We start from the raw sequence: 19,666 nt of genomic DNA on the forward strand, positions 1-19,666 counted from the left end.
CACCGCATGCTGCCAGGGATTCAAGCAGGGACAACAGACGAGGGCATGGGCTCGCGGTCCCCGGCCAGCCGCAGTGTCACGAAGGCCGCCAGTCCTGCCGTGACGCCGAAGGTGAGGGCGGCGGGGACGCCTGAGCCCAGAGCGGAGAACACGTGCACGGGACCCCACACGGCGGCGGTGTCGTCGATCGCCATGTGCAGGACCTGGCTTGCGAAGAGTCCCAGCACGGTCGCGCAGACCGTGCCCACCGCCATCGCCGGCACGGTGGTCCGGGTGAGCAGGCCGGGCAGCAGACGCAGTGACCACCACACCACGCCCAACAGGAGCCCGTCGGCGGCCCGGTACAGCAGCCAGTGTCCGAGGGGCGCGGTCGACGGCCCCGCCCAGGCGCCGAGCAGCAGCCACTGACGCAGCAGGTCACCGGGCTCGGACAGCAGGCCCGCGCCACTGAACGTGGTCTGTATCCAGGCCGCCGCCGACTGGTACGACAGGACCACCAGGGACAGCGCGACCACGGCGGTTCCGACGCTCGCCGCCAGTCGGGCGGGGCGCGCCGGCACATCGCGCCGGGGGAGTGGTTCCGCGCCCTTGGCGCAGACACGCGCCACGAGCACCGTGAGCAGGGCGGTCAGCAGCCCCGCGAACACCGGGACCGGTCCGCTCGAGGCGATCACCCCCGCCAGCTGCGTCAGGACCCGGTAGCTGCTGTGCGGCCGGGACGCGATCAGCCAGGGCGCGGAGACCGTCACGGCCAAGGTCGCGGACACCGGTGCCCAGGCCCACAGGGCGAGCAGCGTGGCCGGGGTACGGCCCCGCGTCGGCGGGATCCTGCGGAGCAGGAGCAATGTGCCGGCCAGGAAGAAAGCGAAGACGGCCACGAATCTGATCTGCATAGCGGTGCTGTACAGACTGGCGTACCGGGTGTCTCCGCCCGTGCCCGCGTCCGCGGATCCGTCGGAGGGCAGGGCCACCGAGGAATCGTACGACCAGGGCATGAGCCATCGCCGGAGTTCGTTCACGGAGTCCACGTCGAACACGCTGGTGCTGCCACGCAGTTGCAGTGCCTCCGCGCTCGCCCCCGCCCACCACAGCAACAGCGTGAACAGCAGGCCCCCGACCAGGGCCGGTATGACCGCGCGCCGGTATGTCATGTTGCTTCCCCCGTCTTGCCCCTGTGTCCGTGGGTGTCTCGAACAGAGGAAGAGTAGGGGCAGGTGATCGCGCGCGAACGGGCGGGGTGATCCGCTTCCAACTGATCCTTTTCGAGCGCGCATGACTCCCGGAGCCGACCCACCGCCGATACTGTCCACGTCGGCTGAACCAACGACCAAGGCAGAGAAGTTGACCTCGCAGACCCACCCCGTCGATCACGAACTCGTCCAGGCCGCGGCGCACGTCGCTCGCACACGGTGCCGAGGCGACAACCACACCATGGCAGCCGCGGCCCGTGCCCGCGACGGGCGGATCATCACCGCCGTGAACGCCTACCACTTCACGGGAGGCCCCTGCGCCGAACTGGTCCTCATCGGCACGGCGGCCGCCCAGGGCGCCTACGAACTGGAGACGATCGTCGCCGTGGGCGACCGCGACCGAGGGGTCGTTCCGCCGTGCGGCCGGTGCCGTCAGGTCCTCCTCGACTACTTCCCCGACCTCGAGGTGATCGTCTGCGAAGACGCCCGCACGCGGACCGTGCGCATCACCGACCTGCTGCCCGAGAGCTACGTCTGGGCCGACCATCAGCTCGCCGCCGAGTGACACCGACCGCCGCGACGACGGTGGCGACGGACGCGTGGCATGGTCATCGGTGTAGTGGACAGCAGCCTCGTAAGCCTGCCCGGGAGCCGGCGGCCCACCCGACACAAGGAGCGACAACCATGCGGTACCGCACACTCGGTAGCTCGGACCTGAACGTCTCGGAGATCTCGCTCGGGTCCTGGCTCACCTACTCCGGCGGCGTCGAGGCGGACGCGACCCGTGCCTGCACCGAGGCGGCCTTCGACGCGGGCATCAACTTCTTCGACACCGCCAACGCCTACGGGCGGGGAGCCGCCGAGACGGCCTGGGGCGAGATCCTGTCCGCCCACCCCCGTGACTCCTACATCCTGGCCACCAAGGTCTATTTCCCGATGTCGGACGACCCTGCCGACCGCGGACTGTCCCCCGCCCACATCGCCCAGCAGATCGACGCCTCCCTCACCCGCCTCAGGACCGACCATGTCGACCTGTACCAGGCCCACCGTTTCGACTCCAGTGTGCCGATCGAGGACACCGTCGAGGCGTTCCAGAAAGTCGTCGAGCAGGGCAAGGCCCGCTACATCGGCTTCAGCGAGTGGACCCCCGAGCAGATCCAGGCGGCGATCGACCTCGCCGGCCCCGATCTCTTCGTCTCCTCCCAGCCGCAGTACTCCATGCTCTGGCAGGCACCCGAGGCCGAGGTGTTCGGCCTGTGCGCCGCCAACGGCATCTCCCAGATCGTCTGGTCGCCGCTGGCGCAGGGGGTACTGACCGGCAAGTACAAGCCCGGACAACCCGTCCCCGAGGGAAGCCGGTTCGCTTCCGCGGACATGGCGGTCTCCCAGGACCTCGTCTACAGCGACGCCATCCTCGAAGCGGTCCAGCGCCTCGTCCCGATCGCGGAGGAGGCGGGGACGAGCATGGCCACCCTGGCGCTCGCGTGGGTCCTGCGCCGCGGCGAGGTCGCCTCCGCGATCACCGGTGCCTCCCGCCCCGACCAGGTCCACGCCAACGCCGCCGCCTCCGGCGTGGAACTGTCCGACGACCTGCTGACCGCCGTCGACCAGGCCCTCGGCGACGTCCCCGTCACCGAACCCACCCTCGCCCCCGGCGCCCAGGCCGGCATCAAGCACCGCTGAACTCGTACGGCTGACCGCCCTGGTGGGGCCCGCCGGAAGGCCCCGGTGACGCCGGTGCACCGGCACGAAACGGGCCAGGGAGACCGCCTGTCCGCCGTGGTGCGTCATCGGCGAACCCTGCCGATCCGGTGCGCGAGGAAGCAGCCCGCCACCACGGCACCGGCCGCGGCGGCGATGACGCCGGGCCGGCTCGGGCCGACTGATGCGGCCGCCGCGCTCGCGGGGAGAGCACGCTCACCGCTCCGCCCCGGTGTGCCGGACGTGAGCGGGGGCAGGTTCGCCCCCACCGTTCAGCGGCCGGTGCCGTGTGTTCAGCAGCTGCTGGTCCAGGTGTGCGAGTCCCCCCGGTCGTTGGCGCCCGCGTTGTACGGCACCTCCTGGCCGGGGCTCAGGCAGATGGTGACGCCGCCGCCCTGCCAGGCACTGGCGTACACCTTGACGTGGTCCTTGATGCCCGGGCCCGAGATGCCGTGGTTGGCCCACGAGCTGTCCTCGTCCGCGATGTTGCTCTCCCACCAGCCGTCGTCGCCGGTCCAACCCACCGCCAGTCCGCCGTAGTTGGCGTCGGTGTAGGCGCAGAAGCTCCCCTGGCCGCAGGGTGCGGCGGCCTGGGCCGTGCCCGGTACAACGGCCAGGGCGGTGCCGGCGGCGAGGAACAGTCCGGCCGCGGTGATGAAGGTCTTGCGCATGATGTCGATCCCTTCGATGTGGTGTTGGTGAGGTGACAGGAATGAGCCTCAGAGGCCGTGTCGCACGGCGTACCGGAGCCCGTGGTCCCGCAGCTGCCGGTGCTCGGCGATCACGTCGGCGTACTCGGCGCGCAGTTCGGCGGCGTACCGCTTCTCCAGCCGCGCACCGGTCCGGGCGAGGTCCGTGCGCCGCACGCACCGCGCCTCGGTCACGGCGTACCGCTGTTGCAGAGCGGTCGCTTCCCGTGGAGCGAGGCCACGGGCCCGGCGCTGCCACGCACTGCGCAGCTCCCCGGGGGTGTCGGCCTCCTGTACGGGTGCGACACAGTGCGACCAGCGGGCGAGCGCGGCCCGGTAGACCGGGTCCTGGGTCACCCGCCGGTGAGCGGCGGCAGCGAGGTTGTTGACCGTGACCTCGGTGCGGAACCAGCGGCCCAGGTCGCCGTAGAGGACCCGCTGTGCCTCGGCGAGACAACCGTCGCTGTTGGCCTGGACGACCAGCCCGGTGGCCGTGCGGGTGGACAGCTCGCGGCGCCCGGTGCCGAACAGGGCGTCGGACAGGCGCTGTTGCTCCTCCGAGGCACTGACCCCCGGCTCCCGAGAGCCGCGCTCCACCGGGATGCCGAAACCGTGCCGGGCCGCCCAGCCGGGATCGTCGATCCCGTACGGGAACTCCCGCTGCGGTGCGACTCCCCGACCCTGCCCATCGTCGCCGACGGAACGCGTCGGTATCTGTCGCTCCGTCAGACACCGTCGTACAAGCGCCGATTCGGCGCTCTTCAGCAGATCGTCCTGGGCACGGACGGACCGTGGTACGGACCCCGGACCGCTCCCGTCGCCGCCGTCCGCGCAACCGCCCCCCAGGGTGGTCACACACACGGACAGCGCCACTGCGGAGACAAACCTCGAAGCCCGCACCGCGGACACCCCCGTCCTTCCCCGGCCGTACCACAGCGGGCTCAGCCGTTTCCGACCTCTCGTCGGCTCGCAATCCAGTACAGGGGAGCGCGGGACGGCTGTGATCCTCGGAAGTCATAGGGCGGGTCTGGCAGGCGTTGCGTGATTGACGCCCCCGCGCCCCCTGCCTACCGTCGCCCCAACACATCTGAACAGGCAGGTTCGACGATGACAGACTCCTCGGGATCCCCCGACAGCAGATCCACCGTCCGGCAGCTCCAGGTGGAGACCCACGGGCTGGACGTGATCGGCGACGCCGAACGCAAGGGCACCCCGCGGACGCTGTTCTGGCCGTGGTTCGGCGCCAACGTGTCCATCCTCGGCCTGAGTTACGGCTCCTTCGCGCTGGGCTTCGGGATCTCCTTCTGGCAGGCGCTGGTGGCCGGCGTGATCGGGATCGTCTTCTCGTTCCTGCTGTGCGGCTTCGTCGCGGTCGCCGGCAAGCGGGGCTCCGCGCCGACGATGGTGCTCAGCCGTGCCGCCTACGGGGTGCGCGGCAACCGCCTTCCGTCGGTGGTCTCCTGGGTGCTCACCGTCGGCTGGGAGACCGTCCTGTGTTCCCTCGCCACCCTGGCCACGGCGACCGTCTTCGGACGGCTCGGCTGGGGCGGCGGCACCGAGACCCAGGTGATCGCCCTGATCGTGGTCGCGGGGCTCACCGTCGTCGGCGGGGTGATGGGCTTCGACCTGATCATGCGGCTCCAGACCGTGATCACCGTGGTGACGGGCGTGCTGACCGTCGTCTACGTCGGGCTGGTCGCCGACCACATCCACTGGAGCACCGTCAGCGCCCTCCCGGCAGGCTCCGCCCAGGAGTTCATCGGCGCGCTGGTCTTCATGATGACCGGCTTCGGTCTCGGCTGGGTCAACGCCGCCGCCGACTACTCCCGCTATCTGCCACGCACTTCGTCGAGCCGGGGCGTGGTCGGCTGGACCACCTTCGGCGCCTCCGTGGCCCCGCTGCTCCTGCTGGTCTTCGGACTGCTGCTGGCCGGATCGTCCACCACGCTCAACCAGGCCGTCGCCGCCGACCCGATCGGCGCGCTCACCACCCTCCTGCCCACCTGGTTCCTGGTGCCCTTCGCCGTCGTCGCGGTTCTCGGACTGGTCGGCGGCGCAGTCCTCGACATCTACTCCTCGGGCCTCGCCCTGCTCTCGGCGGGCATCAGGATCCCGCGCCCGCTCGCGGCACTCGTCGACGGCGTCCTGATGATCGCGGGCTCCCTCTACATCGTGTTCTTCGCCGACGACTTCCTCGGCCAGTTCATGGGCTTCCTCACCACCCTCGGCGTCCCCATCGCCGCCTGGTGCGGCATCATGCTCGCCGACCTCTCCCTGCGCCGCCGTGACTACGACGAGACCGACCTCTACCGTCCGAGCGGCCGCTACGGCGACGTGCCGCCCACCCCGCTGATCCTGACGGTTCTCGCCACCGCCCTCGGCTGGGGCCTGGTCACCAACTCGGCCGCGAGCTGGCTGGACTGGCAGGGCTATCTCCTCGACCCCTTCGGTCTCGGCGGCAAGTCCGGCGCCTGGGCCTACGCCAACCTCGGGGTGCTGGCCGCCCTGGCGCTCGGCTTCCTCGGCACGCTGGCCCTCGGCCGCGGGTGCGTCCGCGCACAGGAGGGCGCCGTATGACGACCGGATTGCTCGCCGTCATCGACATGCAGCGCGTCTTCGCCGAGCCCGGCAGTCCCTGGGCCACCCCTCGTTTCACCGAGGCGGCGGCAGGCGTACGGCGGCTGCTGCCGGCCTTCGCCGAACGGGTCACGTTCACCCGCTTCGTGGCCCCCGACGAGCCCGCCGGTGCCTGGCGGGCGTACTACGCGCGGTGGCCCTTCGCTCTGCAACCGCCGGACGCCCCGCTGTGGCGGCTCACCGACGAGTTCGCCGACCGGGCACCGCACATCATGGACGCGACCACCTTCGGCAAGTGGACCCCCGAACTCGCCACCCGTGTCGGCCCCGGGGGCCGCCTGGTCCTGGCCGGTGTCAGCACCGACTGCTGCGTCCTGTCCACGGCCCTCGCCGCCGCCGACGCGGGGGTCGAGACCCTGGTGGTGTCCGACGCGTGCGCCGGCGTCGACGACGACTCGCACGCCAGGGCGCTGGACGTGATGGAGCTGTACGGGCCGATGGTCCGGGTCGTCACCGTGGATCAACTGATCGGAGCCTGAAGGCGCTTGGCGATATCCGGTCGGTACCGGGCAGCGCTCGGCCGTGTTGAATCGCTCGTAGCGCAGCACGAACGGACGACTCCCACCCGCCAGGAGGCATCGTGACCGCCGCACCCGAGACCGGCCTCACCGAGCGGGAGATCATCGAACGGGCCGTGGCCCTCAGGCCCGCGCTGCTCGCACGCCAGGCGGAGACCGAACGGCTCACGCACTACCCCGAGGACACCCACGACGACTTCCTGAGGGCCGGCTTCTACCGGATCCTGCAGCCGCGCCGCTACGGCGGCCACGAGTTCGGCCTGCCCGTGTTCTACCGTGTGGTCGTCGAGATCGCCCGCGGCTGCCCCTCCACCGGCTGGGCCCTGTCCCTGACCGCCGCCCATGTCCTCCAGGCCTGCACGGTCTTCGACGAGAAGGCCCAGGACGAACTCTTCGGCACCGACGGCGACTTCCGGGCCGCCTCCACCGTCGCGCCGGTGGGCATCGCACAGCCCGACGGCCCCGACCATGTGATCCTCGACGGCACCTGGCCCTATTCCTCGGGCGCCCCCTACTCCACGCACTACCTCGGCCAGACCCTGCGCGCGGGCACACCCGTGCTGTTCGTCGCCCCGCGCTCGGCGTGGACGGTCCTCGACGACTGGCGGGGCGCCCTCGGTCTGCGCGGCACCGGATCCAACAGCATCCGCATGGACCAGGCCCGTGTCCCCGCGCACTTCACGCGTGAGACCAGCCTCCTGGACCTGCCCGTGGAGGGCGGCAGCGTCGGCTCCGAACTGCACGGCAACCCGATGTACGCGGGACGTGCGCCGAGCTTCTTCCACGGCGAGCTGGCCGCCGTCATGGTCGGCACCGCGTACGCCGCCGCCGACGAGTACGCCCGGATCGTCGCGGCCCGCCCCCTGCTCCTGGAGCCCGACCGCACCCGCGCCGACCTGCACGACTACCAGCGCCACCTCGGCGAGGCCCTCGGCGTGATCCACCTGGCCGAGGCGGCCCTCAGACAGACCTCCGAGGACTGGATGGAGGCCTGCCGCCGCAACGTCAGCGGCGAGGCACCCTTCACGGCGGTCGAGGACAACCGGCTCGCCCTGACGTTCCTGAACGCGGGGCGTATGGCCTGGGACGTCCTCCAGGGCATCCTGTTCCGCACGGCAGGCGCCCGTCACGCACGCGACGGCGAACGGATGCAGCGCTACTTCCGGGACGCGGCCACGTACTGGACCCATGTGGGACCCGGCATGTACGAGCCTCTCCTGCGGCGGGTCGGATGCGACACCCTCGGTCTGCCCTCCGAGCACATCGCGCTGATTCCCTGACGTCCCGAACGCATGCTCTGGGCACGCTCGGGTACGCGAGCAGCACCGCGCCCCGGGCGATCATGTCCGCGGGCGGGGCCGCACGACCGCCGCTACCAGGGGATCTGCCATGGACACACCCGCCAATGACAACACCGTCACACCGGCCCAGCGGGCGCTGGACGCGCTGACGCAGAACACCGAGGACGCGACGGCGCTGGACACGCTCGCCACCAGCGACGTGCTCATTCCGGTGCCCGACGACGCCGCGGACGAGGACACGACCGTGGCGCTGCCCGTGCTGGAACAGCAGGACGGCGCTCCCGTGGTGCCCGTGTTCACCTCGGAGACGGAGATGGCCGAACTGCTTCCGTTCGTCTCCCGCTACCGTCTGGTGCCGCTGGGCGCGCTCGCCGCGCAGTGGCCGGACGGGGATCTGTCGCTCTCGATCGACGCCAGCTCCTCGCATCCGCTGACGCTCACGTCCGAGGGCGTGCGCACACTGCTGGCTCGGCCCTAGGGGCTGATCACGCAGTGGGGCCCGGCCACCACATGCGACGGAGGGGGAGCGGCCGGGCCCGCAGAGGGGTGCGCACTGCTCCCGCCGCCGCACCCCGGTTCTCGCCTGCGAAAACAGAGATGAGCGGCGCCGACCCTGCTCATCCCCGGCGCGCGGTGCGATCGCCGTGACCCGACCATAGGACCGATCCGGCAGGCCGTCGCTCCGGAATACGTGGCGCATGTCCGCAAAACGCGGCGGATCGGCGGGCGCAACGGCTCATGCGGCGCGCAGGGTCTGCGAGGGTGACTCCCCGTAGCGCTCCCGGTACCGCCGCGCGAACCGGCCCAGATGGACGAACCCCCACGCGTGAGCCACTTGCGTCACGGTCGTCGTGCCCGGCGCCGCCGCCCGCAGCTGCCGGTGGACGCGCTGGAGCCGCACCTCGTGGACGTATGCCATGGGCGACATGCCGACATTGCTGCGGAAAGCTTCCTGCAGGGTGCGCAGACTGACCTGGGCGATGTCCGCGAGCCGGTTCGCGTCGTACGGCTCGGCGGGCAGCTCCTGAACGGCCTCCATGACCCGCTTCACCGACGCCGGGCGCATCGGTGGGGGAGGGGCCTCCAGCGCGTCGCGGAAGGTGTGGTCGGTGGCCAGCAGCATTCCCTCCAGGAGGGTCTGCTCGAGACGGCCGCGGATCATCGGATGGCTCAGCAGTCCGAGCGGGACGTTCCGCTCGAGCAGGTTCCACATCGCGAGGCGCATCCAGCTCAGGCCCGGCCCGCGAGAGACGTCCATGTACGGCCCGAAGCGCGGCGGGCGCCGCACCGACCGGCCCAGCAGCACCTCCAGCTGCCTGAGCACGGCCGCCTTGTCGATCTTGACGGTGAGTGCCTGGCAGTCGGCGGACCAGGTGTCGACGAGGATGTCCCGCGCCGGATCGAAGACCAGCGCCCGCCGCTCGGTCGCGAAATCCGTGCCCCCGTGCCCCTCCTGGACGCTGAAGCAGCCGCCGAAGGGCACGGCGACGTGGTACACGCCCGGCTCGCCGAAACTCATCCGCATCTCGGTGCCGAAGCGGACATCGCCCACGGTGAGCGCGCCGAGGTCGACGACACTGAGCCTGGTCTCGAACTCCGTGGCCCGGCCGATTACTTCGAGACGCAGGTCGTAGTAGTGGGCCGCGATGGCGTCGTGCGCCTCCTCGAGGGAGTTCGTCGCGTAGCTGTGGAACCCGGCGGCCCGGTCCTCTCCCACGGCCAAGGCGGCCACCCCCTTCCCCGCTCGGCGTCTGCTGTTCAACATGACCCGCGGACGGGCGGTCATGCCGGGCAGGAGCGGACGCGGGTTTCACAGCGCCTTTCCGGGGTTGAGAATGCCCCGCGGATCGAACACCTCCTTGATCCGGCGCTGCAACGCGTGCGCGGCGGGACCGAGTTCCTCGGCCACCCACTGCCGCTTGAGCACGCCCACCCCGTGTTCGCCGGTCAGCGTGCCCCCGAGCCTGAGCGCCAGCGCGAAGATCTCTCCGGCCGCCTCCCACGCGGCGTCCGGCAGCCGGTCCAGGTCCGGGTCGACGACGATGATCGGGTGCAGGTTGCCGTCCGCCGCGTGCGCGATGGTGAACACCGGAACGTCGTGCCGGGCCGAGATCGCCCGGATCTCCCGCACGGCCCGAGCGAGCCGGGAGCGAGGTACCGCGATGTCCTCGATCAGCGGCCGGCCCAGCCGCTCCAGCGCGGGCAGCGCGAGCCGGCGGGCGGCCAGCAGCGCCTCGGCCTCGACGGGATCCTCCGTCGTCTCCACCGTCGAGGCGAGGGGCTCGAGCAGCCGGGCGACGACTGCCGCCTCGGCCGCCGCACCCGCCCCGTCGCACTGCACCACCAGCAGCGCGGCCCCCCGCTCCCGCAGCGCCGGGTCGATGGCGTGCAGCACGGGCCCGTCGACGAGCTCGGCCAGCGCGGGTTCGACCCCGGCCCGGGCGATCGCGTACGACGCCTCGGCCGCCGCCTCGAAGGACGGGAAGTAGGCGGCGAGCGTGGCCGTCGCCACGGGAACCGGCCTGAGCCGAAGCGTCGCCGAGGTGATCACCGCGAGGGTGCCCTCCGAGCCGGTCAGCAGCGCGGTGAGGTCATAGCCGGTGACCCCCTTGACCGTACGACGACCGGTGCCGATCACCGTCCCGTCGGCGAGGACGGCCTCCAGACCGAGCACGCTGTCCCGGGTCACCCCGTACTTCGCGCACCGCAGACCGCCCGCGTTGGTCGCGATGTTCCCGCCGATCGTGGACAGGGCCGCACTCGCCGGATCGGGCGCGTACCGCAGTCCGTGCGCGCCAGCGGCCCGGTCCAACTCGGCCGTGATCACGCCTGGTTCGACGACGGTGAGCTGGTCGTCGGCCGAGAGTTCGAGGATGCGGTTCATCCCGGAGAGGTCCAGCACCAGGGCGCCCTCGTCCGCCGTCGCCCCGCCCGACAGCCCGGTGCCCGCGCCCCGGGGGACGACCGGGACGCGCAGTTCGTGGGCGTGCCGCAGCGTGACGGTCACGTCCTCCGTGCGCCGGGCATGCACCACGGCCAGCGGTTCGCCGGTGGGCCGGGTGCCCGAGCGGTCGGTGGCGTGGGCGGTGAGCACGCCCGGGTCCGTGCTCAGCCTGTCGGGCGGCAGATCGCGGGCCAGCAGCCCCAGGAAGCGCGCCGACACGGTGGTGTCCCGCGTTGCCGTCATGGGTTCAGCGCCTTCGTTCCGATCGCGAGCAGGGAGATGTCCTCCTGGGGCGCGTGCACCGGCGCGCACTGGATGTCCCGGAAGTGCCGCTCCAGAGGATTGCCACGCGACAGCCCCGGATTACCCAGCAGCCGTACCGCCAGCTCCACGGCCCGCACACCGTGCCGGTCCGCCAACACGCGGGCCCCCAGGGCCTGTTCCGGTGTGTATGACGTGTCGCCGGTGTCCAGTTTCGCGGCACCGTCGAACACCAGCTGCTCGGCGGCGGCCAGCAGCACCTCGATCTCCCCGGCCGTACGACCGAAACGTTCCGTACGGGCCACCGGGTGACCGAGGTTGGCGGGCACGCGTGCGTGGGCGAACGTGTGGAAGAACGCCTGCGCGGCCCGGGCGACGCCCAAGTAGAGGGCGGCGAGGGGGAGATGGAGGGCGGCGCCGGCCCGGTTGTCCTGCTCGGCGGCAGGGCCGTGCGGCCCGATCCCGATCACCTGCCCGTGCGGCACCTCCACGTCCCGGAAGGTCACGTCGTGGCTGCCGCTGGCCCGCAGCCCCAACTGGTCCCAGCGGCCGGTGATCTCGATTCCGGGCGAGCCGCCGGACACCACAAAGGTGCCCACGCGCGGCTCGTCCTCGTCGGTGGTCGCCCACACCAGGAACCAGTCGAGCCCCTCGGCCCCCGTCACGAACCGCTTGGTGCCACTGACCGCCCACCCGTCCGCCGTGCGCCTGGCGCGGGTCGCGGGCAGCCCGCCCCGTGCGGGGGACCCCAGATCGGGCTCCACGCGCGCGTGGTTGAGGAGCACGGGACGCTCGAAGGACTCCTTCACCACGCGCGCGTACAACTCCTCGGGCCAGTGCGGCTGTACGGCCTGACGGGCGTGGCCGGCGAGCGTCATCGCCGCGATCAGGGCGACGGACGGGTCGGCCCGGCCCAGGGAGTGCAGGATGCGGGCGCTCTCCTCGACGCCCGCGCCCCCGCCGCCGTACTGCTCGCCGATGGTGGCGGTGAGCAGCCCCGCTTCGTGGGCGATGCGCAGGGAGTCGGCCGGAAAGGCGGCCGTGCGGTCGTACTCCGCGGCCAGATCCGCGATGCGCCCGGTCACAGGGCCTTCTCGAGATCGGCGTTGAGCTCGGTCGTCCAGAACGTCTTCACGTCCAAGTGCTCCTTCAGCGCTCCTAGTTCGGTGAACACGTCCGCGACCTTCTGCTGCGAGGCGATGGCGTCGTCGCCCACCGTGCGGGCCTGCGTGGGGCGTTGCGCCTGGGCGTCCGTGAGGTCCTTCCTGGCCTGGGCGAGGGGCTGGTGGGTGGCGTCGGCGGTGACCTGGGCGAAGCCGTCGAGGCGGCCGTCGCGGACGTAGGCGTACGCCTTGGTGATCCGGGCGATCAGGTCGGCGGCGGCGGCCTTCTGCTTCGGGCTGTTCAGCACGCTGTCCCGCGCCGACCAGAGGAAGTTGCCGGACAGGATGTCCTTGCCGGAGCCGACCGTCGTGGCGCCCTGCTGGTGGGCGGTGATGATCGAGGTGCCGTAGGAGGCGAAGGCGTCGATGCCGCCGCCGTTGAGGGCGGCGAGGCCGTCGTTGGGGAGCAGGGGTTTGGCGTCGACGTCGGACCACTTCAGGCCCGCCTGCTTGAGCAGTTCGTAGAGGAAGTAGTGGGCGGTGGTGTTCTGGACGTAGCCGATCCTCTTGCCCTTGAGGCCGGCGATGCCGGTCACCTTCGAGCCCTTGGGCACGACGATCTCCTGGTTCAGGGTCGCGCCCTTCCGCACGGCGACGACCTTGAAGTTCGCGCTGCCGTCGGCGGCGGCGAAGACCGGTGGGATCTCACTGGAGGAGGCGAGGTCGAGGGCGCCTGCGCGGATGGCCTGGAGCTGCTGGTCACCACCCTGGAAAAGGCTCCATTTGATCTTGTACGGGGTCGAGTCGAGACCCGCGTATTTCAGGACGGCCTCCTCGGCCTTCCAGCCGGTGGCGCCGACGGTGAGGGTGACGGTGGAGGACTCCGCCTGCGCGTCGGTCCCGCAGGCCACGGCGAACGGCAGGAGCAGGGCGAGAGCGGCGGCGGACGTGCGCAGGGAACGTCGGAACAACACGGGGTCTCCATCAGGCGGCTTGGCCGGTGGCGGCGCGGTGGGCGAGTTCCTGCCGCACGAGCGGCAGGACGTGACGGGCGTAGTCGATGGCGTCGTTGAGCGGGTCGTAGCCGCGGATCGACAGCAGGTCGCAGCCGATGTCGACGTAGTCGAGCAGGGCCTGTGCCACGGTCTCCGGAGAGCCGACCAGGGCGGTGGACGCGCCGGCCGCGTTGGTGGCGACCGCCGGGGCGGTCCACAGACAGCGGTCGTGGACCTCGCCCCGCTCGGCGATGTCGAGGAGGCGCTGCGAGCCGACGTTCGCCGGGCGCCCGGCGGTGCGGTAGTGCCGCAGCAACTCGGTGTTGCGCGCCTGGTCCTTGAGGACGCCGAGCGTGCGGTGCGCCTTCTCCCAGGCCAGTTCGTCGGTGGGCGCGATGATCGGGCGGAACGACACCCAGATGCGCGGGTGGGGGCGTCCTGCGGCCTCGGCGACCGCGTTCACGGCGGCGATCTGTTCGCCGGTCTCCTTCAGCGGCTCGCCCCACAGGCCGAAGATGTCGCCCTGCTGTCCGCCGACCCGGTACGCGTCCGGCGAGGAGCCGCCGACGGAGATGGGGATCAGCCCGTTCACCGGCTTCACGTCCGAGTAATAGCCCTCGAACCGGAAGTGTTTGCCCTCGTGCGAGACCGGCCCGTCGGCCTGCCACACCTTCCTCAGTATCTGGATGTACTCGTCCGAACGCTCGTACCGCTCGGCCTTGTTGAGATAGTCGCCCTCCCTGCGCTGTTCCTCGTCGCTGCCACCGGAGATGATGTGGACGCTCAGCCGCCCGTCGCTGATCCGGTCCAGCGTGGCGAGGGCACGGGACGCGTGCGTGGGGAAGACGACGCCCGGCCGGTGCGCCAGGATCGGGCGGATGCGCTCGGTGTGGGTCGCGACGAACTGGGCGACCTGGAAGGCGTCCGGCGACGCCGAGTGATAGGCGACCAACGTGTGGTCGAAGCCGCCGTCGTCCAGGGCGCGGGCGTACCTGCGCAGATGGTCGCGGTCGAAGCCGGTGCGGCTCGCGGCGGCGGGACCGGAGGCTCCGGAGTCGGTGTGGACGGCACTGATGAACTCGACAGGCATGAGGGCTCCTAGTTGAGAAGAGACGTGTCGGACGACTTCGCCACGTCCACGTTCGGCTCCAGAACCCCGATGCCGTTCATGAGGTCGGCCACGTCCTGGACGGTCTTGTTCACGTCGTCGGTGATCGGCAGGACCTTGCCGTACGCCGCCGAGGCCAGCGTCCTCGCCACGGAGGCGTCGGCGCCGTTGCGGGCCTCGATGGTCTTGGCGTAGGCGTCCTGGTGGGTGCTGGTCCATTCCAGGGCGGTACCGAGCCGCCTGAGGAAGTCGGCGAGCGCGGCCTTCTTCGAGGGGTCGGCGAGGGCCTGGTCGGAGGCACCGACGAAGCCGTAACCGCTGACCCGGCCGTCGGCACCGTCCACGAGCAGCTTGCCGCCCTGCTCCAGACCGACGGCCTGGTAGACGCCGAAGGTCGCCCAGGCCTTGATCTTCCCGGAGGCGAAGGCGGCCTGCGCGTCGGTCGGCAGCAGGTACTGCACCTTCACGTCCGAGTAGCTGAGCCCGTTCTGCTCGAGCACATTGGCCAGCAGGTACTCGGCGATGCTGCCCTTCGCCGAGGACACCACGACCTTCTGGCCCTTGAGGTCCTTGACGCTGTCGATGCCGGAGTCCTTGCCCACGACGATGCCGACATGCCGGCCGTCGTTCTTCAGGGCGGCCACGTTCTTGAACTTCACCCCACCGCTGAGCGCCTGGAGGGCGGGGAGATCCGCGGAGTACGTCGTGTCGGCGGCGCCCGCCTGCACGGCCTGGTAGAGCGGGGCGGCGCCCTCGAACTCGGCCCACTTCACCTTGTACTTGGCGCCCTTGAGGGCATCGGAGGCGGCGACGATGGTCTGGAGGGTCTTGGCCTGGTCGCCGATGACGAGGGTGCCGTCCTTCGACGAGGCGTCCGCCGAGGAGTCCGCGCCGCAGCCGGTCAGCGCCAGCAGGGCGGAGAAGCTCAGGGCGGCGGCTGCGATTCTGCGGATCACGACGGGGTTCCTTCCAAGGTACGGGTCACGCCGAGCCAGTTCAGGAGGCGGGCGCGCAGGGAGACGAACTCGGGGGCGGTCAGATCACGGGGGCGCGGCAGGTCGACGGTGAGCTCGTGGGCGATACGGCCCTCGTCCATCACCAGGACCCGGTCGGCGAGCAGCAGTGCCTCCTCCACGTCATGGGTGACCAGGAGGATCGCGCAGCCGTGCCGCTGCCACAGCTCGGCCACCAGCTGCTGCACCCGGCCCCGGGTGAGGGCGTCCAGGGCGCCGAACGGCTCGTCCAGGAGCAGCAGTTCGGGCTCGCGGACCAGGGCGCGGGCCAGGGAGACGCGCTGGGCCTGGCCCCCGGAGAGCGTTTTGGGCCACACGGAGGCGCGGTCGGCGATGCCGACCTCGGCGAGGGCCCGCTCGGCCAGGGCACGGTCCGGACGCCCGGGCAGCCCGAGGACGACGTTGCGCCACACCTTCAGCCACGGCAGCAGCCTCGGCGACTGGAAGGCGGCACTGCGGCGGGCGGGCACGGTGACCTCGCCGCCGATCTCCTCGTCGAGCCCGGCGAGGATCCTGAGCAGCGTCGACTTCCCGCAGCCGCTGTGGCCGAGCAGGGCCACGAACTCGCCCTCCCGGATGTCGAGATCGAGTGCGTGCAGCACGGTGTTGCCGTCGAAGGCCCGCGAAAGCCCCCGTATCTCCACACTGTCGGCCATGTCTATGCCCCGCCCTCGAAGTTGGCCCGCCAGGTCAGCAGGCGGCGCGAAAGGATCCGTACGGCGAAGTCACAGGCGAGCCCCAGCAGCGCGTACACGACGAGGCAGAGCACGATGACGTCCGTGCGGAAGTACTGCTGGGCGTTGCTCATCAGATAGCCGAGCCCCGCGTCCGCGTTGATCTGCTCGGCGAAGACCAGCGCCAGCCAGGCGGTGGACAGCGCGTACCGGAGCCCCACGAGGGCGCCGGGCAGCGCGCTCGGCAGGATCACGTACCTGATCAGACCCAGCCTGCCGAGTCCCATCATCCGTGCGGCCTCGACGAGTTGGGAGTCGGTGGAGCGGATGCCGCCGTAGATGTTGAAGTACAGCGGATACGTCACGCCGAGCGCGACGAGGGCGATCTTCGGCGTCTCCTCGATGCCGAACCACACGATGAACAGCGGGATCAGACCCACCCACGGGATCGCCCGGAACATGCCCATCGAGGAGTCGATGACGTCCTCGCCGAGCCGGAACAGACCGGCGAGCAGGGACAGGCTCAGCGCGATCGCCGCGCCGATGAGGAATCCGGTCGCCGCACGGCGGCCCGACGCGGCTATGGCGCTGGGGAGTTCGCCGTTCCTGGTCAGCTCCACAGCCTGTTTGAGCACGTCGACCGGCGAGGCCAGGACGGTCTCGGGGAGGACCCCGGTGGCCGAGGTGAGGAACCAGAGCAGGACGAGACCGAGGGGGCCCGCCGCCCTCCGCACGGAACGGGGGATCGTGGCACGGCGGCCCGTCTTCGTGGTCCCGCGGATGGTGATCCGGGAGGGCTTGTCCAAGGTGGTCGGCAGTGCCGGTGAATGCGTCGTCATGGCCGGCTTCCCTTCGTGGCCGGGCGGTCCGGGTCGGCGGACCACGCGGACCAGGAACCGGGGAACAGGGCCGCTTCGAACCCGGCGATCTCCAGCGCGGCGATCTCGTGGGCGGCGGTGACGCCCGAGCCGCAGTACACGCCGATCCGGCCCGCCGTACCGGCACCCAGCTCCTCGAACCGCTTCCGGAGCTCCTCGGCCGGCAGGAAGGTGCCGTCCGCGGCGAGGTTCTCCCCGGTCGGCGCGGACACGGCGCCCGGGATGTGACCCGCGCGCGGGTCGACCGGCTCCACCTCCCCGCGGTACCGCTCGCCCGCCCGTGCGTCCAGGAGCAGCCCGGAAAGGGGCAGTTCGGCGGCTTCCTCCGCATCGAGAACGGGGAGCGCGTCCGCGCGCAGGACGACGTCACCCGGCGACGGATCCGGCGGAAGCCCTGACTCCAGGGGCAGTCCGGCGGCCCGCCAGGCACTGAGTGCGCCGTCGAGCAGCGTCACCCGGTCGAGCCCCGCGTGCCGCAGGAGCCACCAGGCCCGGGCGGCGGCCGTGTTGCCCAAGTCGTCGTAGACGACGACCGGTCGGCCCTCGCGGACGCCCCAGGCGCGCGCCGCCTCCTGAAGGTCCCCGATCGCGGGCAGCGGATGCCGGCCGCCCCCGGGGTTCGGGGCGGAGGCGAGTTCCGTGTCCAGGTCGACGTAGACCGCGCCCGGGAGGTGTCCCTCGGCGTAGTGCTCGCGTCCGTGTGGATCGCCCAGCGCCCAGCGGACGTCCAGCAGGGTCGGGGGAGTGGTGGAGGCGAGCTGCTCGCGGAGCTCCGCGACGGTGGTCGTGACGGTCATGCCCGCTCCTCGGCGATCAGCGGCAGCCCCGGGGACAGGCGCAGCCGCTCCAGGAAGAGGACGACCGTGGCGGCGGCGGTGCGGTGCAGGGCGTCGTTGAGGACGTCGTGCCGGCCACCGTTGAACAGGACCGTCCGGACACCCGCGTACGCGGCGAGGGCTTCGTCGACCGGGCTCACCGCGTCGTCCTTGCCGTGCAGCGCCAGGACGGGGATCTGAACGCGGTCGAGGTGGAGTTCGGGCAGTTCGGGGGCCGAGTCGAGCGCGCCCCGCCGGAAGTGCGGGTCATTCGCGAGGCGCCCCTGGTGGGTGGGGCAGCCGGTACGGGCCTCGATCTCGGCCTCCCAACTTCCCGATGTCCAGGGGGAGGTGGGCAGACCGGCGAGGATCAGGGCGTCGGCGCCGGGCGTCCGCTCGGCTGCCAACCGGGCGGCATACAGCGCGCCGGTGTCGGAGCCGACCAGCACCTTCGGGCCGGGCAGCGACTCGTCGGCGAGGAGCTTGGCCGCCTCGTCGAGCACGGCCGGGTCGGCGGACGCGTCGCCGAGGGCGCGGACCCGGTAGGCGTCGAAGGCGAGTCGGCGGCCGAAACGCTCGTACACACCGCCGTGTTCGCCACGGCCGGCCAGCACGATCAGGGTGCCGCGCGCGGCGAGACCTTCGGGTTCGTCCCAGGAGAAGGATGAGGGCATGAGGGGGTCAGCTCCCGTTTCAGGGCAGGGGGCATCCGTACGGAAAGGAGCAGCCGGAGACGGCTGTCACGTGTCAGCGGGAAGAGAGCGCGGTCGACTCGGACCGCGAGGAGTGGTTGCGGAGGATCAGCGACAGCGCGCGCTGCACGCCACGCCGAAGTCGATGACTCGGCGCTGCGTCAGAAGGGCAGCGGTAGCGGTCGCGTGCAACATGCGTTCATCATGACCGGCCGTGACGCACCGCGTCCAACGACGATTCCGCATCGAAACCGATCAGGGATCGCGATCGATCGCGCCGAGCGGCTAGGGTCGCGGCATGCCCCAACCCGTCCTGGACATCGTGGCCCTGCGCAGCCTGACCGCGATAGCCGACTGCGGCGGCTTCCACCGCGCCGCTCTGGCCCTCACCCTGAGCCAGTCCGCCGTCAGCCAGCACGTGCGCAAACTGGAGAAGGTCCTGGGGCGGCCCGTCGTGGAGCGTGAGGGACGCGGCACCCGCTTCACCGCCGAGGGGCGCCTGCTGCTCGAACAGGCCCGCCGGATCATCGCCGTCCACGACGAGGCCGTACGCACACTCCTCGGTGCCGACGGCGACACGGTCACGATCGGTTCCACCGAGCACGCCGCCGACCAGTTCCTGCCCCGGCTGACCGCCGCTGTCGAGGCGGTACGGCCCGGCTGCCGGGTCCGCTTCCGCATCGACCGTTCCGCACGGCTCGTGGAGGCCGTGGAGCGCGGGAGCGTGGATGTCGCGGTGTACGTCACCGAGGCCGCCGCGACCGAGGGCACCCGCGTCGGCGGCCTGCCGCTGACCTGGCACGCTGTGCCCGGCTGGGAGCCGCCGCGGGCGCCCGCTCCGGTGCCGCTGGTGGCCATCGAGGACCCGTGCGCGATCCGCCGCCGGGCCATCGCGACCCTGGCCGCGCGAGGAGTGCCCGCCACGGTCGTCGGGGACGCAGGCTATCTGGCGGGCGTCCTGGACATCGCCCGTACCGGGCAGGGAGTGGCGCTGCTCGCGGCGGTCGGCCCTGCTCCCGACGGGCTGACTCCCTACGAGGGTCTGCCCGAGGTCACCCCGATCCCCATGAGCGCGCTCGCCCGCCCGGGCGCGGATCCGGCAACCGTCGAGGCCGCCTTCGCCGCCGTACGGGAGTTGTTGGCGTAG

General features: G+C 71.5%; 20 protein-coding genes. 7 read left to right on the forward strand and 13 right to left on the reverse strand.

Features of this window, described 5'->3' with window-relative positions; all coding sequences use genetic code 11:
* Positions 1 to 20: 20 nt before the first annotated feature.
* Complete coding sequence (locus tag RNB18_RS16435) at positions 21 to 1,151, reverse strand: hypothetical protein (protein ID WP_311714814.1); 1,131 nt, start codon at positions 1,149 to 1,151, stop codon at positions 21 to 23.
* A 190-nt stretch (positions 1,152 to 1,341) separates the two neighbouring features.
* Here RNB18_RS16435 and RNB18_RS16440 point away from each other — a divergent pair, with 190 nt between their 5' ends.
* Positions 1,342 to 1,755 carry a cytidine deaminase family protein gene (locus RNB18_RS16440; protein WP_311714815.1) on the forward strand — a complete coding sequence of 138 codons (414 nt, stop codon included), beginning with the start codon at positions 1,342 to 1,344 and terminating at the stop codon, positions 1,753 to 1,755.
* A 119-nt stretch (positions 1,756 to 1,874) separates the two neighbouring features.
* The gene (locus RNB18_RS16445; protein ID WP_311714816.1) at positions 1,875 to 2,873 is read left to right on the forward strand and encodes an aldo/keto reductase family protein; all 999 of its coding nucleotides are present in this window, start codon (positions 1,875 to 1,877) and stop codon (positions 2,871 to 2,873) included.
* A gap of 311 nt (positions 2,874 to 3,184) precedes the next feature.
* On the opposite strand, the gene RNB18_RS16450 is transcribed toward RNB18_RS16445, so the two are convergent.
* Together RNB18_RS16450 and RNB18_RS16455 are read right to left on the reverse strand one after the other, a co-directional pair.
* Positions 3,185 to 3,562, reverse strand: a complete 378-nt coding sequence (locus RNB18_RS16450) for a peptidase inhibitor family I36 protein (protein ID WP_280855744.1) — start codon at positions 3,560 to 3,562, stop codon at positions 3,185 to 3,187.
* A 48-nt stretch (positions 3,563 to 3,610) separates the two neighbouring features.
* Positions 3,611 to 4,435 (reverse strand): hypothetical protein, encoded by an 825-nt coding sequence (locus RNB18_RS16455; RefSeq protein WP_311714817.1) that lies wholly within the window; start codon positions 4,433 to 4,435, stop codon positions 3,611 to 3,613.
* Between the two features lie 252 nt (positions 4,436 to 4,687).
* Between RNB18_RS16455 and RNB18_RS16460 the strand changes: the two genes are divergently transcribed.
* The 4 genes from RNB18_RS16460 to RNB18_RS16475 all read left to right on the forward strand — a co-directional run bounded on the left by RNB18_RS16460 (position 4,688) and on the right by RNB18_RS16475 (position 8,514).
* Positions 4,688 to 6,157 (forward strand): purine-cytosine permease family protein, encoded by a 1,470-nt coding sequence (locus RNB18_RS16460; protein ID WP_311714818.1) that lies wholly within the window; start codon positions 4,688 to 4,690, stop codon positions 6,155 to 6,157.
* Complete coding sequence (locus RNB18_RS16465) at positions 6,154 to 6,696, forward strand: cysteine hydrolase family protein (RefSeq protein WP_311714819.1); 543 nt, start codon at positions 6,154 to 6,156, stop codon at positions 6,694 to 6,696. Before RNB18_RS16460 ends, RNB18_RS16465 begins: the two co-directional genes overlap by 4 nt.
* 101 nt (positions 6,697 to 6,797) lie before the next feature.
* A complete protein-coding gene (locus RNB18_RS16470; RefSeq protein ID WP_311714820.1) occupies positions 6,798 to 8,015 on the forward strand; it encodes an acyl-CoA dehydrogenase family protein in 1,218 nt (405 codons plus the stop codon).
* Between the two features lie 109 nt (positions 8,016 to 8,124).
* Positions 8,125 to 8,514: an SseB family protein gene (locus tag RNB18_RS16475; protein WP_062050704.1), complete on the forward strand. Its 390-nt coding sequence runs from the start codon at positions 8,125 to 8,127 to the stop codon at positions 8,512 to 8,514.
* Positions 8,515 to 8,772: 258 nt separating this feature from the next.
* Here the strand turns inward: RNB18_RS16475 and RNB18_RS16480 are convergent, their stop codons facing one another.
* From RNB18_RS16480 to RNB18_RS16525, 10 genes are all read right to left on the reverse strand, one after another.
* Positions 8,773 to 9,753 carry an AraC family transcriptional regulator gene (locus RNB18_RS16480; RefSeq protein ID WP_311715219.1) on the reverse strand — a complete coding sequence of 327 codons (981 nt, stop codon included), beginning with the start codon at positions 9,751 to 9,753 and terminating at the stop codon, positions 8,773 to 8,775.
* Positions 9,754 to 9,846: 93 nt separating this feature from the next.
* Positions 9,847 to 11,223 carry an FAD-binding oxidoreductase gene (locus RNB18_RS16485; RefSeq protein WP_311714821.1) on the reverse strand — a complete coding sequence of 459 codons (1,377 nt, stop codon included), beginning with the start codon at positions 11,221 to 11,223 and terminating at the stop codon, positions 9,847 to 9,849.
* The gene (locus RNB18_RS16490; RefSeq protein WP_311714822.1) at positions 11,220 to 12,326 is read right to left on the reverse strand and encodes an acyl-CoA dehydrogenase family protein; all 1,107 of its coding nucleotides are present in this window, start codon (positions 12,324 to 12,326) and stop codon (positions 11,220 to 11,222) included. Before RNB18_RS16490 ends, RNB18_RS16485 begins: the two co-directional genes overlap by 4 nt.
* Complete coding sequence (locus RNB18_RS16495) at positions 12,323 to 13,318, reverse strand: PhnD/SsuA/transferrin family substrate-binding protein (RefSeq protein ID WP_311714823.1); 996 nt, start codon at positions 13,316 to 13,318, stop codon at positions 12,323 to 12,325. The genes RNB18_RS16490 and RNB18_RS16495 overlap by 4 nt, the downstream gene beginning before the upstream one ends.
* 10 nt (positions 13,319 to 13,328) lie before the next feature.
* Positions 13,329 to 14,429: an LLM class flavin-dependent oxidoreductase gene (locus RNB18_RS16500; protein WP_057617728.1), complete on the reverse strand. Its 1,101-nt coding sequence runs from the start codon at positions 14,427 to 14,429 to the stop codon at positions 13,329 to 13,331.
* Positions 14,430 to 14,437: 8 nt separating this feature from the next.
* On the reverse strand, positions 14,438 to 15,403 hold the full coding sequence (locus RNB18_RS16505; protein WP_311714824.1) for an ABC transporter substrate-binding protein: 966 nt from the start codon (positions 15,401 to 15,403) through the stop codon (positions 14,438 to 14,440).
* A complete protein-coding gene (locus RNB18_RS16510; protein WP_280855734.1) occupies positions 15,400 to 16,116 on the reverse strand; it encodes an ABC transporter ATP-binding protein in 717 nt (238 codons plus the stop codon). Before RNB18_RS16510 ends, RNB18_RS16505 begins: the two co-directional genes overlap by 4 nt.
* 2 nt (positions 16,117 to 16,118) lie before the next feature.
* The gene (locus RNB18_RS16515; protein ID WP_311714825.1) at positions 16,119 to 16,973 is read right to left on the reverse strand and encodes an ABC transporter permease; all 855 of its coding nucleotides are present in this window, start codon (positions 16,971 to 16,973) and stop codon (positions 16,119 to 16,121) included.
* Complete coding sequence (locus RNB18_RS16520; protein ID WP_311714826.1) at positions 16,970 to 17,809, reverse strand: sulfurtransferase; 840 nt, start codon at positions 17,807 to 17,809, stop codon at positions 16,970 to 16,972. The genes RNB18_RS16515 and RNB18_RS16520 overlap by 4 nt, the downstream gene beginning before the upstream one ends.
* Positions 17,806 to 18,501: an alpha/beta hydrolase gene (locus RNB18_RS16525; protein WP_311714827.1), complete on the reverse strand. Its 696-nt coding sequence runs from the start codon at positions 18,499 to 18,501 to the stop codon at positions 17,806 to 17,808. Before RNB18_RS16525 ends, RNB18_RS16520 begins: the two co-directional genes overlap by 4 nt.
* Positions 18,502 to 18,817: 316 nt before the next feature.
* On the opposite strand from RNB18_RS16525, the gene RNB18_RS16530 reads away from it, so the two are divergent.
* Positions 18,818 to 19,666 (forward strand): LysR family transcriptional regulator, encoded by an 849-nt coding sequence (locus RNB18_RS16530; RefSeq protein ID WP_311714828.1) that lies wholly within the window; start codon positions 18,818 to 18,820, stop codon positions 19,664 to 19,666.

It is taken from the genome of Streptomyces doebereineriae (assembly GCF_031845645.1).
Taxonomy (GTDB): domain Bacteria; phylum Actinomycetota; class Actinomycetes; order Streptomycetales; family Streptomycetaceae; genus Streptomyces; species Streptomyces canus.